Source organism: Pseudomonas chlororaphis subsp. piscium (assembly GCF_003850345.1).
Classification (GTDB): Bacteria; Pseudomonadota; Gammaproteobacteria; order Pseudomonadales; family Pseudomonadaceae; genus Aquipseudomonas; species Aquipseudomonas piscium.
In genome coordinates, this window is record NZ_CP027707.1 from 5399978 (window position 1) to 5414610 (window position 14633).

The window sequence follows — 14633 nt, forward strand, 5'->3', positions numbered from 1 at the left end:
CTTGCCCAACTCGTCCTGACGGCTGCTGGCCACGGGTTCGGCAATCCGCCCACGGCTGAGTTGCGCCACGTAGTCGATCAACTGGCGGATCGGCTCCACCAGGCTGCGGTTGACCAGCCACAGGCTCAGCAGGCCGATCAGCAAACCCGAGGCCAGCATCACCAGCAGGCCGATCCACACCGTGCGCTGGGCACCGGCGCTGATGTCCCGCGACTGCTCGCTGCCCTGCTTGCGCAGCTCGCTCACCAGTTCGCTCATCTGCTCGCTGGCGGTGCGGTCCACGCCCTTGACCGCGGCGTCGCCGGCGGCCGGGTCGGCACCGGCGGCGACAAAGGCATCGCGGCCTTTCTGGTAGGCCGTGCCCAGCACCCGATGCTCTTCACGCAGGCGCTCGATGCGGCCCTTGAGGGTCGCGTCTATACCCGACTCCGCCGCCAGCTGGCCCAGAATGCCCTGCACATCGCGCTGGCGATCCTCGAACTGCTGCCAGTACTTGTTCAGGTCGGCGCTCTGCTTGCCACGCAGCAACACGTTCTTCCATTCCTGCACCTGGACCTTGAATTGCAGGTTGGCTTCATCAATCAACTGCGAGGTGCGCAGCGGCCCCTCGATCAAGTCGCGATAACCTTGCACGCCATTGGACAGGAAGTGGAAACACGCCAGCGCGATCAACAGCATCGCCAGCAGACTGCCGCTCAACAAAGCCAGAACTTGCGCTCTCAGGGATTTTTGCAAGGACATCGAATGAGATCTCTCAACAGGGATAGAGCACGCCCGAGGCGGGCATGGGTAGCGTGCGAACATCCCTGTCAGGCGAATCGGGGCAAGCCGGTCGCGCAGTCGTTGTATGCGTGATCGGCCTGAAAGAGGCTTTCTTGAGGGCCTCCGACAGCCGGTTATAAGCGCCGGATATTGCACTTCAAACCGTCACAAAATCGTCATGACGGCTTGCGATGATCGGGCTCAAGTGAACCTGTAAAACCGCCTACAGGTGCCTTCCCTCCTGCGAGACTCCATGAACCACAGCATCGACCATGCCCATCGCGATTCGGATCTGTTCGGCCTGCTCTACGGCTTTGCGTTTCGCCCCGGCGAGCGGGGGCGCGAACTGGATTCGGCCAAGGCCCTGCAAGCCCTGCAACAGCCGGACGATGGTGGGGAGTTTCTCTGGCTGCACCTGAACCTGGCGCATGCCGCCTGCGAACGCTGGATGCAGACCCACCTGGCCCTGCCGGAAGAATTCTTCGAGGCCTTGCACGAAGGCTCGCGCTCGACCCGCATCGAGCATGTGGACTCGGCCCTGCTGGCGGTGGTCAACGACGTGGTGTTCAACTTCGGCAGCATGGTGTCCTCGGACATCTCCACCCTGTGGGTCTGTGTGCGCAGCCGGCTGATCGTCAGCGCGCGCCTGCAACCCTTGCATTCGGTGGACAAGCTGCGCTCCTCGGTCAAGGCCGGCGAACGTTTCCGCTCGCCCCTGGAACTGCTGGTGCACCTGCTGCGCGACCAGGGCGAAGTGCTGACCCAGATCGTGCGCAAGACCAGCCTCAACGTCGACCAGATCGAAGACCAGTTGCTGGCCGCGCGGATCTCCACCAACCGCGCCGAACTGGGGGCCATGCGCCGGGTGCTGGTGCGCCTGCAACGCCTGCTGGCGCTGGAGCCGGGCTCGCTGCTGCGGCTGCTCAACCGTCCGCCGCAATGGCTGCAGAAGGAGGACGTCAAGGAGCTGCGCAAGTCCACCGAGGAGTTCGCCCTGATCATCAACGACCTCACTGCCCTCGGCGAGCGGATCAAGCTGCTGCAGGAAGAGATCGCCGCCAATATCAACGAACAGACCAACCGCACCCTGTTCACCCTGACCGTGGTCACGGTGCTGGCGCTGCCGATCAACATCATCGCCGGCTTCTTCGGCATGAACGTCGGCGGCATCCCCTTCTCCGGGGACCCGGAAGGCTTCTGGATCCTCGTCGCGCTGGTCGCCACCTTCACCGTCATCGCCGGCCGCTGGGCGTTTCGCAAGCGCCAGGATATGTAGGCTGCCGCTTGTCGTAGGAGCGAGGTTTGCCCGCGATGGCGTCGGTGAGTACGCCCAAGGTGACAAGGCTTGAATCCGACGGAGCCCAAGGCGGCCTCATCGCGGGCAAGCCTCGCTCCTACAGAAAGGGGGCTGCTTCTTGACCAGTGGTTAAAGGATTCACCCAAACACTGACCTGAGGCAGTCTCTCTGTAATATTTGGCAACGATCATGGGCGACACTCCTCCCTGCCACAGGATTGTCCGGCAATGGCCACCCCTTCACTGACCGCCGCCTCCCCTTCCCCCGCCCTCGAAGCCAGACCGCAGCTGGATAAAAAAGCCAGTCCCTTCACCCTGGTGGTGTTCTTCGCGATCCTCGCCATGGGCCTGTTGTTCACCGCCTATAGCCTGATGCACGACATGCACGAGCTGGGCACCACGGTCACCACCTGGACCCCGTTCCTGCTGCTCGGCGTGGCGCTGCTGATCGCCCTGGGCTTCGAGTTCGTCAACGGCTTCCACGACACCGCCAACGCCGTGGCCACCGTGATCTACACCCACTCGCTGCCGCCGCATTTCGCGGTGGTCTGGTCGGGTTTCTTCAACTTCCTCGGCGTGCTGCTGTCCAGCGGCGCGGTAGCCTTCGGCATCATCGCCCTGCTGCCGGTGGAGCTGATCCTGCAGGTCGGCTCGTCGGCCGGCTTCGCCATGATCTTCGCCCTGCTGATCGCTGCCATCCTGTGGAACCTCGGCACCTGGTGGCTCGGCCTGCCGGCCTCGTCGTCCCACACCCTGATCGGCTCGATCATCGGCGTCGGCGTGGCCAACGCCCTGATGCACGGCCGCGACGGCACCAGCGGCGTGGACTGGAGCCAGGCCACCAAGGTTGGCTATGCGCTGCTGTTCTCGCCGCTGATCGGCTTCGCCTTCGCCGCCCTGCTGCTCCTGGCCCTGCGCCTGTTCGTGAAGAACCGCGCGCTGTACAAGGCGCCCAAGGGCAACACCCCGCCGCCGTGGTGGATTCGCGGCATGCTGATCGTCACCTGCACCGGCGTATCCTTCGCCCACGGCTCCAACGACGGCCAGAAAGGCATGGGCCTGATCATGCTGATCCTGGTCGGCACCCTGCCCATGGCCTACGCACTGAACCGCACCATGCCGGCCGACCAGGCCCTGCAATTCGCCGCCGTGGCGCAAGTCACCCAACAGGCCCTGGTGAAAAGCGCCCCGCAACCGGCTCCCGCCGACCCGCGCGCGGTGCTTTCCGACTATGTGCGCAGCAAGGAAGCCACGCCGCAGCTGGTCCCGGCCCTCGCCGCCCTGACCGGCCATATCGGTGACGAAGTGAAGGGCTACGGCTCCCTGGCCAAGGTACCGGCCGAGGCCATGGGCAACGTGCGCAACGACATGTACCTGAGCAGCGAGACCATTCGCCTGATGGACAAGAACCAGGTCGGCGACTTCGACGCCGACACCCAGGGCAAGCTGCAACTGTTCAAGCAGCAGATCGACAACGCCACGCGCTTCATTCCGCTGTGGGTGAAGATCGCCGTGGCCATCGCCCTGGGGCTGGGCACCATGGTTGGCTGGAAACGCATCGTGGTCACCGTCGGCGAGAAGATCGGCAAGACCCACCTGACCTACGCCCAGGGCGCCTCGGCGGAAACCGTGGCGATGCTGACCATCGGCGCCGCCGATATGTTTGGCCTGCCGGTGTCCACCACCCACGTATTGTCTTCAGGTGTGGCCGGGACCATGGTCGCCAACGGCGGCGGCCTGCAGATGCAGACCATCCGCAACCTGCTGATGGCCTGGATACTGACCCTGCCCGCGGCGATCCTGCTGTCCGGCAGCCTGTACTGGCTGTTCACCCAACTGTTCTGAACACCGCCTCTCCCGGTAGGAGCGAGGCTTGCCCGCGATGGCGTCGGTGGTCACTACACCGTTCAAGGATTCGAAGCGGGTGGTGTCTGTCGCAGCCTTATCGCGGGCAAGCCTCGCTCCTACAGAACGGATCTCAGCTGATGGCGGGCAATCTGCCGCGGCTACGGCTGGATAGCCCCACTTGCAAGACAAACGCCAGCACCCCGGTCAGCGGCGCGGAAAAACTCGCCAGCCCACCGCCGGCCCACATCAGCAGCAGGCCCAGGGCGGTCCCGCCGAACCAGGCGCCCAGCCCCGCGCCGTTGAACGCCGCGACACGCTCGATGGCCGCCACCTCGGTGCGCCCGAACAGGATCTGCGCCAGCGCCACGCCAACCCAGGCGACGACGAAGATGCCCTGGTAGGCCAGCGCCTTGAGCAGATAGGCGAACACGTCCGCCAGCATCAGGACGTAGACGATCACCCCCACCGCCAGCGCCCACACCAGGTATGAACCGCGCACGCCGAAGCGGCCGAAGAACGCCTGCATGTTCAGGGTCGCCAGGTAGTAATTGGCGGTGTTGATCCGGGTTTGCGTGGCCCAGACGAACAGCAGCCCCCACAGCCCCATGAGTTGCAGGATCGCCATCACCACCGAGACTTCGTTGAGCGCGCCTTCGTGGGGAATGCTGCTGACCAGGTAGATGCCCGCCGCGCCGTTGAGCAGGAAAGTCACCGCGTAGAACGGCATGCCGAAGTTCCAGCGCCCGTGGTAGCTGGCGTCTTCAGGCTTGCCGAAACGCGCGTAGTCGAAGGTGAACAGCATCAGGATCCACACCCCCATGTACGCCACGAAACAGTCCCACCAGGCAAAGGCGCCCGGGCTGGCCGGGCCGAAATCCAGCCACTGCGGCTGGTAGCCATAACGCGCGATCGACAGCCCCACCGCCACCAGCAACCCGCCCAGGTACACCGGCAGCAGCACGCCGTTGAGCTTGTCCAGCCAGTGCTGCACGCTGCCCAGAATCAGCGGCACGCTGTACAGCACCACCAGCAGGGCGGCCAGCGGATACACCAGCTGCGGATACAGGTGATTGAGCGCCACGGCGATCACCGAACCTTCGAACACCGCGTAGTAGATCGCCGTGGAGAAGAAGATCAGCGTCGCCAGGCAGGCCCCGCTGCTGCCGAACAGCAGCCGGGAAAACAGCGCCACCGACAACCCGCTGCGCATGGCGAAACGGCTGAGCACGCTGTTGACCAGGCCATAGCAGAGCACCGACAGCAGCATGCCGATCAGCGCATTGCGGGTGCCGTGGGCCAACGCCAGGGACGCCCCGACCACGATGTAGAACATGGCGCTGCACACGGCCCACCAGGCCATGGTCAGCGACAGCTTGCCCATGCGCGCATCCGCGGCGACAGGGAGATTGGCCGGGTCCTGCCCGGTTTGATTCGCTTGCGATAAAGCAGCCATATGCGTGAACTCCAGGACCAGTCAAGGGTTGAAGCGCGGGCAGCCGCCACCGCACCGAAGCGCGGTGGCGACCAACCTTTTGGCATTTACCCGCGCCAGGCGGCGGGCAGAATCAGGAAGGGAACAGCTTGCTCAGACAGGCGAGCTTTTTCTTGTAGGAGCGCCGGGCCTCCAGCGCTTCTTCCAGGGTCACCGCGACGAAACGGGCCTTCTGGTTGGGTTGCATCTGCCCGATCAGGTCGAGGTCGGCGCTGATCACCGTGCCGATCATGGCGTAGCCGCCACCGGACACCGCATCGCGGTGCAGCACTATGGGTTCGAGCCCGGCGGGCACCTGGATCGAACCTATGGGGTAGCAGCTGTCGACGATGTTCGACGGATCGGAACCGGCGCCGAACGGCTGCTCCCGTGGCTGGAAGCCCAGGGCGCTACCGCCCTTGAAGCGATAGCCGATGCGGTCGGCTTCCGAACCCACGGTCCAGGGCTCGGCGAAGAAGCTGGCCTTGGCCGCGTCGGTCAGGCGCTCGTAGTACAGACCGGGCACCACCCGCAGGCTGATCTCGCCGCCCAGCGCCTGGCGCAGGGCCATGGGCAGGCTGGCGCCCGGCCGGCTCTTGGCGCTGTCGACGCCCACCGGCAACTCATCCCCCGCCACCAGCCGCCGGCCCTGGAAACCACCGAGGCCGCCCAGGGCATAGGTCGAGCGACTGCCCAGCACCAGCGGCACATCGATGCCACCGGCGACCGCCAGGTAGGCCCGGGCGCCGGCCTTGGGAAAATCGAAGCGCAACACTTGCCCGGCCTTGACCGCGAAGGCGGTGTCCAGGTGCATGTCCACGCCATCGACCTTGGGCGTCATGTGGGCGCCACAGACCGCCACCAGCGCATCGCGGGTGAACGCCAGTTCCGGGCCGAGCAGTGTGCACTCCAGCCCCGCCGCGCCGGCCGGGTTACCCACCAGCTGGTTGGCTGCGCTCAGGGCGTACTGGTCCAGGGCTCCGGACGGCGGAATGCCCAGGTGGTAATAACCTTCGCGGCCCAGGTCCTGCACCGAGGTGGCCAGGCCGGGTTTGATAACCTTGATCATGCCAGCACCTCCTGCAACGACTTGGGATAACCGACCGGGTCGGCGAGGAACGCATCCAGGGAGAACTCCACCGGACGGATACGCAGGTCGAACCGCCCGGCCTCGACCTCGGCCACCGCCCGGTCATAGGCCTCGCGGTCCATGGGCTTGAACTGCACGATGTCGCCCGGACGGAAGAACACCATGTGTTCCTTGAGGTACGCCAGGTTCTGCTGCGGGTCGTAGATCGGCGCCGGGGTGACGCCGAACATCTGGTAGCCGCCGGCGCCGCGCACCGAGTAGATGCAGCCGAAACAGCCACCGTGGCCGAGGGTCAGCTTTGGCGTGTCGGTGCGTGGCCGCAGGTACTTGGGCACCTGCAACTGGCGCTCGCGCTCGACCATCTGGAACATGAACGGCAGGCCGGCGACGAAACCCACCATCGACACAAACCAGGGTGCGCCACTGTGGGCGGCGATAAACGCCTCGACGTCCGCCAGGCCATTGATCCGCGCCGCGTACTCCAGGTCGGTGGCGCTCGGGTCCTGGTGCCGGTCGCGAAAACGCATCAGGGTTTCATGGGTCCAGGGGTCGTTGTACAGCACCGGGATCTCGATGATCCGGGTGTGCAGGGTGCGCTCTGCCACCGCCTCGGCCTCGGCCCCTTGCACGGCTTCAAGCAGCGCATGGGGGGCAATGCGGTCGGGGTCGAAACGGATCTGGAACGAGGCGTTGGCCAGGCACACGTCGAGTACGCCATCGAGTTCCAGGCGCTCCACGGCGCGGGTCACCGCCATGCCCTTGAAGAAAGCTTCCAGGGACATGCTGTCGCTGACCTCGGCGAACAGGTGTTCGTCGGCGCCGAAGCTGTAGCGGATCGCGGTGTTCATGCGGCACCTCCCATACGGCGCGCGGCCAGCCAGGTTTCCAGGGTGCCGGTGTGGAAGTCGGCGTGGTGCAGCCAGGGCTCGGCGAGCAGTTCCCGGTGCAGGCCCAGGGTGCTGGCCATGCCGGTCAATGTGCAGTGTTCCAGGGCGATGCGCGCCCGGGCCAGGGCCTCGCCACGGTCGCGACCATGGACGATCAGCTTGGCCAGCAGCGAGTCATAGTACGGCGGCACGCGGTATCCCGGGTACAGATGGCTGTCGACCCGCACACCCGCCTCCTGCGGCCAGATCAACTCTTGCACCACCCCGGGGCTGGGGAAGAAGTCCCGGGCCGGGTCTTCGGCGTTGATGCGCATCTGCAAGGCCGCGCCATTGAGGCGGATATCGCTTTGCCGCAACCCCAGCGGCTCGCCGCCGGCAATGCGCAACTGGGCCTGGACCAGGTCGATGCCGGTCACCAGCTCGCTGACCGGATGCTCGACCTGGATCCGCGTGTTCATCTCGATGAAAAAGAACTCGCCGCTGCTCTCGTCATACAGGTATTCCAGGGTACCCGCGCCCCTGTAGCCGAGGGCTTCGCTGAGGCGCACGGCGCTGGCGCACAGGGTTTCCCGCTGCAGGTTGTTGAGGACCGGCGACGGCGCTTCCTCGAAGATTTTCTGCCGCCGCCGTTGCAGCGAACACTCACGCTCGAACAGGTGCACCGCGTGCTTGCCATCGCCCAGCACCTGCACTTCGATATGCCGGGCCTTGCCGATAAAACGCTCCAGGTACAGCGCGCCATTACCGAAGGCGGTCTGCGCCTCGCGCTGGGCACGGGGGAATTCTTCCGCCAGTTGGCTGGCGTTTTCCGCCAGGCGAATACCCCGTCCTCCACCACCGGCCGAGGCCTTGATCAGCAGCGGAAAACCCACGGCCTCGGCGGCTTGCAGGGCCATGTCGAGTTCGAACAGTTCCCCGGGTGAACCCGGCACCACCGGCACCCCGGCGGCCTGGGCGGTGCGCCGGGCTTCGGCCTTGTCGCCCATGCGGCGAATGGTGTCCGGGCTCGGCCCGACAAAGATCGCCCCCGTCGCTTCCACGGCTGCGGCGAACTCGGCGTTCTCCGAAAGAAACCCGTAGCCGGGGTGCACCGCATTGGCGCCACTGGCGTGCAAGGCACCCAGCAAAGCCTGCACGTTCAGGTAGCTCTGGTCGGCGCGGGCGGGGCCAAGCACCTGCACCTCATCGGCCAGGCGCGCGGCCATGGAATCGACGTCCGCTTCGCTGCACGCGGCCACGGTGGGAATGCCCAGGGCCTTGGCCGCGCGAATGATGCGCACGGCGATTTCGCCACGGTTGGCCACCAGCAGTTTGCTGATGGCTTGAGTACTGATGGTCCGAGTCATGGGCCTGCCCTCACTGGTCATCGAGCGTGGCAACGACCTGACCCGGTTCCACCGGATCGCCGTCCTCTACCGCGAAGGCTGTGAGGCGACCGGCCGTCCCGGCGGTCAGTTCGGAAAACTGCTTCATGACTTCGATCAGGCCGATCACGGTGTCGGCGTCGACGCGCTCGCCAACCTCGACGAAGGGCGCCGACTCGGGCGTGGCCTTGCGATAGAAGGTACCCGGCAAGGGGGTGATAACGGAATGTTCGGCCATGTCTGTTCCTCTTGGAATAGTTGTAGAAAGGCAGGCAAAAAATCTTCGGCGAACCCCGGCGTCTTCGCGCCTGGTGTTGTGGCTGGGGGTTGCGGAGCGGCTCAGCGCGGCGCACGCACCTCGATTCCGGCCTGGTCCAGGGCGGCGCGGGTGGCCTCCACCAGGCACAGGGCGCCAGGGGTGTCGCTGTGCAGGCAGATGGAGTCGAACTCGATCTCCAGGTCCTCGCCCTCCACGGTGCGCACCAGGCCTTGCTGGCAAGCGCGCACCACACGGGCGGCGACCGTGGCCGGATCGAGGGCACGAACGTTGCGGGTGAAGACGATGGAGCCGCTGAGGTCGTACTCGCGGTCGGCGTAGAACTCGCGGATCACTGGCTGGCCCAGCTCCCTGGCGACCCGCCAGATCACCGAGCCGGGCATGCAATACAGCAGCAGCCCGGGTTCCAGGACTTGCAAGTGTTCAACCAACAAGCGGGCGGCTTCCTCATCCCGCGCCAGGTGCATGTAGAGCGCGCCATGGGGCTTGATGTGTTGCAGCGCCACGCCCTGGACCCGCGCCAGTTCACGCAGGGCGCCGAGCTGATAGAGCATGTCGTCCACCAGTTCCCGGGCCGGGGCATTGATGTGCCGGCGGCCGAACCCCACCAGGTCGCGGAACCCCGGATGGGCACCGATGGCCACGCCCAGACGCTTGGCCTGCTCGACGGTACGCCGCATGGTGCCGGGGTCGCCGGCATGAAAGCCGGTGGCGATGTTGGCCGAGCTGATGAAGCCCATCAGCTCGTTGTCGACGCCATCGCCGATGGTCCAGGGGCCAAAGCTCTCGCCCATGTCCGAATTGAAATCCACTGCCTGCATCACTGTTGCTCCAACTTCTCGTGACTTCGTGCAGTGGAAATTACGGCCGCCCTTGACCCCTTGGGAAGATCTATTATCAGATACGGCATCTTCTGAAAAACAGATACCGACATTCATGTAGGAGCGAGGCTTGCCCGCGATGAGGCCATGACAAACGCCACCGGGCCAGACTCCTGAACCGGTGGTGTGATCACTGACGCCTCGCGGGCAAGCCTCGCTCCTACAGAAGCTTTGAGGAATTCGTGATGTCCCTCACCCTGCGCCAGGTCCGCTACTTCGTCGCCACCGCCGAGATCGGGCAGATTTCCCAGGCGGCGATCCACCTGAACATCTCCCAGTCGGCGGTGACCACGGCGATCAAGGAACTGGAAGCCATGCTCGGCGTGCAGCTGTTCCTGCGTTCGGCCCAGGGCATGAACCTGACCGACGCCGGACGGCATTTTCTCAACCGCGCCTATGTGATCCTGCGCAGCGTCGACGACGCGCTGAACAGCCCGCTGCCGGACTACCGCGCCAGCGGCGTGCTGCACCTGGCGGCCAGCTACACGGTGATCGGCTACTTCCTGCCGCACCACCTGCAACGCCTGGAACACTGGCATCCGGACGTGACCATCGAGGTCCACGAACAGGAACGCCAGGCCATCGAACAGGGCCTGCTGGAAGGTCGCTTCGACATGGCCGTAGTGCTGACCGCCAACCTCACCCACCCGGACATCGTCTCCGAAACCCTGTTCAACTCCGAACGCCGCCTGTGGCTGCCCAGCCATCACCCGCTGTGCGAGCGCGCCACCGTCAGCCTCGCCGACGTGGCGCAGGAACCCTACATCCTGCTGACCGTCGACGAAGCCGAACAGAGCGCCATGCGCTATTGGGAAAACGCCCGGCAGAAACCCCGGGTGCGGGTGCGCACCAGTTCGGTGGAGGCGGTGCGCAGCATGGTGGCCAACGGTAGCGGCGTGGCGATCCTCTCGGACCTGGTGCACCGCCCCTGGTCGCTGGAAGGCAAACGCATCGAAACCCTGACCGTGAGCGACCCGGTGACACCCATGAGCGTCGGCCTGGCCTGGCATCGCGAACGGGCGTTCACCCCGGCGATGCAGGCGTTTCGCGACTACTTCCACGACGCGTTCCTCGCGCCGCAGCAGCTGTCGGCACGGCGTTAGGCCGCGCCAGAACGCCAGGAGCGAGCTGGCTCGCTCCTACAGGGGATGGGTATCAGGAACAGCGCGTGGCAGGGTTTTGCGCCCAGCGCTTGGCGGTGCCGGCAATGCGCTTGGCCAGCTCGTCGATGGCTCGCTGATGGGCCTGGACCAGGCTCGACAGCTCGACGCTGGCCGGCTGGCTGATGCGGCTGCTGCAGGTCAGGCTGCGACGCTCGACGCCGTCACCGCGCAGGCGCAGGTTCCACACCACGTCGATCAGCGCATAACGCCCCGGCACCGATTCGAAGCGGCGCACATCGGTCTGCAGCGACAGGATCGGCTGTCCCGCTGACTTGGGCAGGCCTTCCAGGTTGCGCGTGCCCAGCTGCAGCTCCATCTGGCTGGCCAGGGCGTCGTGGAACTCGTCCACCAGCGGCGCGCTCCAGCGCGCGGTTTCCAGGATCGCCAGGGTGCCGCCGTCCTGGCGCACCACGACTTGCGGCTGGTCGACCTGCATCGGAATGCGCACCCCGGCCATCTCGAACTGCAGGGCCGGCGCCGTGACGCCAGCGGGCGCCGGCTCGGGCGCCGGCGGCATCAGGGTGTAGTAATGGGTCGGCGCCGAGCTGCAGGCCGCCAGGCCCAGGGACGCGATCAGCAACACTAGAGTTTTTTTCATGGCTGGACTTCCGATTCAGGCTCACGAGAAGACGAGGTCGAGGATTTGTAGGCGTCCGGCTGGTTGTCCTTGAGCCGCCCACGGATCAGTGCTTCGGGATGACGACTGAGGAAGTCGGTGAGCACCCGCACCGAACGGGCGGTACGCTGCACTTCGTCCATCGCCTGGCCCAGTTGCAGGCGCTGCGGCGAGTCCTCGGCGAAGCTGTCGTTGGCCGTGGTCAGGGTTTTCTTGGTCTGTTCCAGGGTGTCGCGCATCTCTGGCAATACCTTGCCGTTGACGTTCTGCAAGGTCTTCTGCATCTCGGTCAGGCTGCCGTTGAGGTTGTTGGCGATGGCATCGATCGGCAATTTGCTGATCTTCTCCACCACTCGCTGCAACTGCTCCTGCAGCTTGTCGAGCCCGCCCGGCACGGTGGGGATTTCCAACGGTCGCGCGGTCGCATCGAAAGCCACCGGCTTGGCGTTGGGAATGAAGTCCATGGAGATATACAGCTGGCCGGTCAGCAGGTTGCCGCTACGCGCCTGGGCCCGCAGGCCATGCTGGACGAAGGTACTGATCAGGTAGCCCGCGCGACTTTCGTCGGCACCGCTGAGTTTCTCCAGTTGCTGATGGACCTTGCCCAGCCGCGCCGGGTAGATCACCACGCCGACCACGGTGGAGAAGCTCTTTTTCTGCTCGTCGTAATCCAGGTCCATCGACACCACTCGGCCGATGTTCACCCCGAGGAACTCCACCGGCGCATTGAGCGCCAACCCGCGCAGGGTCTGGTCGAAACGCATGCGCATGTAGTACGGGTCGCCGTCGGGCGGCGCCAGCGCGGTGTCCGGGTCGGCGAACAGCTGGTAGCTGGCGTTCTCGTCGGCCGGCTTGGCGTTGGGGCTGTACTTGGGTTCGACGAAGGCGATGCCGCCGGCGAGGATCGACGAGATGGACTCGGTGTTGACCTTCAGGCCGTTGGCGCCCAGGGTCACGTCCACGCCGCTGGCGTTCCAGAAGCGCGAGTCGGTGGTGACGAACTGGTCGTTGGGGGCGTTGACGAAGATCCGCACGTCCACGCCCTTGCCGTTTTCCGAGAGCTTGTAGGAAATCACCTGGCCTACCTCGATGCGCCGGTAATAGACCGGCGAACCGACGTCCAGCGACCCCAGGTCATCGGTGCGCAGGGTGAAGCGCTTGCCCTTTTGCCCGTAAGTCACAGGTGGCGGCGTTTCCAGGCCGACGAAGCTTTTCTTGCGTTTTTCTTCCCGGCCGGCGTCGGCGCCGATAAAGGCCCCCGACAGCAGGGTGTCGACACCCGACACGCCTCCCGCACCAATGCGTGGGCGCACCACCCAGAACATCGAGTCGGCGGCGGTGAAGGACTCCGCCGACTGGTCCAGCTCGACCTTGGCGATCACCTTGCTGCGGTTCTTGCTCAAGGCGATGGAGGTGACCTTGCCGATCACCACGTTCTTGTACTTGACCTGGGTCTTGTTGGCTTCCAGGCCTTCGGCGGTCTGGAAGCTGATGGAGATCTCGGGCCCGGCCGACAGCGACTTGTGCACCAGCATCGACAGGCCGACCAGGGCCGCGACTATGGGCACGATCCACACCAGCGAAATATTGAACCGGCGCGTCCTGACCGCGGGGGTGCCCGGCCTCGCTGGCGCGCTTGAAGCGTTGGAACCTGGATGATCAGACATCTTCAACCTCTACATCCCAGATAAGCCGGGGATCGAAACTCATGGCCGCGAACATCGTCAGGACCACGACCAAACCAAAGAACAGGATGCCCATGCGCGGCTCGATCGAGCTCAGGGCGTGGAATTGCACCAGCGCCGCCACCAGGGCGACCACCAGCACGTCGAGCATCGACCAGTAGCCGATCACCTCGATAAAGCGGTACAGCTTGGCGCGCTCGCGCATCGCCCAATGGCTGCGACGCTGGCAGGTGATCAGCAGCATCCCCAGGACAAAGAACTTGATGCACGGCACCACCACGCTGGCGATGAAGATCAGCAGGGCAATGTCCCAGGAGCCGTGCTGCCAGAACTCCAGCACACCACTGAGAATAGTGTTTTCGCTGCCGCTGCCGAATATCTGGGTGTACATCACCGGCAGCACGTTGGCCGGGATGTAGAGAATCAGGCTGGCCACAAGGAAGGCCCAGGTGCGGCTCAGGCTGTTGGGTTTGCGCGCATGCACCACCGCCTCGCAGCGCGGGCAGTAGTGAACGTCCTGCGGGCAGGTCTGGCCGCAGGTGTGGCACAGCATCAGGCCCAGGTCGCGGGCGTAGGGAGGCTGGTGCATCAGTAGCGGCCCTCCAGGTCGTCCCAGAGGCGGCGGATGCCCTTGCCGGAAATCAGGATGATCAGCACCGTCAGCATCGACAACGACCACAGCCCCAGGCCCGGGTGCACGTCGAGCATGCCGGCCAGCTTGACGATGGCCACCAGGATGCCCAGCAGGCACACCTCCAGCATGCTCCACGGCCGCAGGTGTTCCAGGGCGCGCATGCAGGCCTTGAAGCCCGGCGCCGCGCGCCCGATATTGGCGAAGCCCAGCACCCAGCACAGCAGGAGGATCTGCAAGCCGGGGGCAAGGATGATGGCCAGGCCGGTGACGGCGGCGATCAGGCTGATGCGGCCCTGGGCCAGGGCTTCGACCGACTGCCAGAGGGTGGCTTCATTGCTCAGGCCTTCGAGGCTGATGCCGATCACCGGGAAGGCATTGGCGAACACGAACAGCAGCGCCGCGGTGATCGACAGGGCAAGCAGCTGCTGCACGTTCAGGTTCCGGGCGCGCTCCAGCACCGCCCCGCAGCGCGAACACTGGGAGGTCTGGCCTTTTGCAAGCGGCACGGATTCGTACAGCGAATCGCAATGCTCGCAGATGATCCAGTTGGGAGAGAGTGTCATGGTCTTCGAGTCAGGTGGGACAGCGGAGGGCGCTGATCCATGGCGCGTATTCTCTGCAAAAGTAGAGGATGGTGTCTAGTTTTACCTGAGGACTGC

At 65.2% G+C, this 14633-nt stretch carries 13 protein-coding genes and 1 pseudogene; 3 read left to right on the top strand and 11 right to left on the bottom strand.

The features are described 5' to 3' along the window. Positions 1-48 precede the first annotated feature (48 nt). Positions 49-804 (bottom strand): annotated as a pseudogene (locus tag C4K38_RS33015) (methyl-accepting chemotaxis protein); the annotation flags it as partial. A 211-nt stretch (positions 805-1015) separates the two neighbouring features. Between C4K38_RS33015 and C4K38_RS24285 the strand changes: the two are divergent. Both C4K38_RS24285 and C4K38_RS24290 read left to right on the top strand, forming a co-directional pair. Then, positions 1016-2038 (top strand): transporter, encoded by a 1023-nt coding sequence (locus tag C4K38_RS24285; RefSeq protein ID WP_053280506.1) that lies wholly within the window; start codon positions 1016-1018, stop codon positions 2036-2038. A gap of 248 nt (positions 2039-2286) precedes the next feature. Further along, positions 2287-3903 carry an inorganic phosphate transporter gene (locus tag C4K38_RS24290; RefSeq protein ID WP_053280507.1) on the top strand — a complete coding sequence of 539 codons (1617 nt, stop codon included), beginning with the start codon at positions 2287-2289 and terminating at the stop codon, positions 3901-3903. 133 nt (positions 3904-4036) lie between these two features. On the opposite strand, the gene C4K38_RS24295 is transcribed toward C4K38_RS24290, so the two are convergent. The 6 genes from C4K38_RS24295 to C4K38_RS24320 all read right to left on the bottom strand — a co-directional run bounded on the left by C4K38_RS24295 (position 4037) and on the right by C4K38_RS24320 (position 9816). After that, entirely contained in the window at positions 4037-5359 is a 1323-nt protein-coding gene (locus tag C4K38_RS24295) for a purine-cytosine permease family protein (RefSeq protein WP_053280508.1), read from the bottom strand. 112 nt (positions 5360-5471) lie between these two features. Continuing rightward, complete coding sequence (locus C4K38_RS24300; RefSeq protein ID WP_053280509.1) at positions 5472-6446, bottom strand: 5-oxoprolinase subunit C family protein; 975 nt, start codon at positions 6444-6446, stop codon at positions 5472-5474. Next, complete coding sequence (locus tag C4K38_RS24305; protein WP_053280510.1) at positions 6443-7315, bottom strand: 5-oxoprolinase subunit B family protein; 873 nt, start codon at positions 7313-7315, stop codon at positions 6443-6445. Before C4K38_RS24305 ends, C4K38_RS24300 begins: the two co-directional genes overlap by 4 nt. Further along, positions 7312-8700, bottom strand: coding sequence for an acetyl-CoA carboxylase biotin carboxylase subunit (locus tag C4K38_RS24310; RefSeq protein WP_053280511.1), 1389 nt, complete (start codon positions 8698-8700; stop codon positions 7312-7314). Before C4K38_RS24310 ends, C4K38_RS24305 begins: the two co-directional genes overlap by 4 nt. A 10-nt stretch (positions 8701-8710) precedes the next feature. Then, positions 8711-8956, bottom strand: a complete 246-nt coding sequence (locus C4K38_RS24315; protein ID WP_025805784.1) for an acetyl-CoA carboxylase — start codon at positions 8954-8956, stop codon at positions 8711-8713. A gap of 101 nt (positions 8957-9057) precedes the next feature. Then, positions 9058-9816, bottom strand: coding sequence for a 5-oxoprolinase subunit PxpA (locus C4K38_RS24320; protein WP_053280512.1), 759 nt, complete (start codon positions 9814-9816; stop codon positions 9058-9060). A gap of 245 nt (positions 9817-10061) precedes the next feature. Here C4K38_RS24320 and C4K38_RS24325 point away from each other — a divergent pair, with 245 nt between their 5' ends. Then, positions 10062-10979 carry a LysR family transcriptional regulator gene (locus tag C4K38_RS24325; RefSeq protein ID WP_025805786.1) on the top strand — a complete coding sequence of 306 codons (918 nt, stop codon included), beginning with the start codon at positions 10062-10064 and terminating at the stop codon, positions 10977-10979. Positions 10980-11031: 52 nt separating this feature from the next. Here the strand turns inward: C4K38_RS24325 and C4K38_RS24330 are convergent, their stop codons facing one another. From C4K38_RS24330 to C4K38_RS24345, 4 genes are read right to left on the bottom strand one after another with little or no spacing between them, the layout of a single operon-like run. Then, a complete protein-coding gene (locus C4K38_RS24330; protein WP_053280513.1) occupies positions 11032-11637 on the bottom strand; it encodes a PqiC family protein in 606 nt (201 codons plus the stop codon). Beyond that, complete coding sequence (locus C4K38_RS24335) at positions 11634-13322, bottom strand: PqiB family protein (protein WP_053280514.1); 1689 nt, start codon at positions 13320-13322, stop codon at positions 11634-11636. The genes C4K38_RS24330 and C4K38_RS24335 overlap by 4 nt, the downstream gene beginning before the upstream one ends. Further along, complete coding sequence (locus C4K38_RS24340; RefSeq protein WP_053280515.1) at positions 13315-13929, bottom strand: paraquat-inducible protein A; 615 nt, start codon at positions 13927-13929, stop codon at positions 13315-13317. The genes C4K38_RS24335 and C4K38_RS24340 overlap by 8 nt, the downstream gene beginning before the upstream one ends. Then, on the bottom strand, positions 13929-14537 hold the full coding sequence (locus C4K38_RS24345) for a paraquat-inducible protein A (RefSeq protein WP_025805790.1): 609 nt from the start codon (positions 14535-14537) through the stop codon (positions 13929-13931). The genes C4K38_RS24340 and C4K38_RS24345 overlap by 1 nt, the downstream gene beginning before the upstream one ends. Positions 14538-14633: the final 96 nt, after the last annotated feature.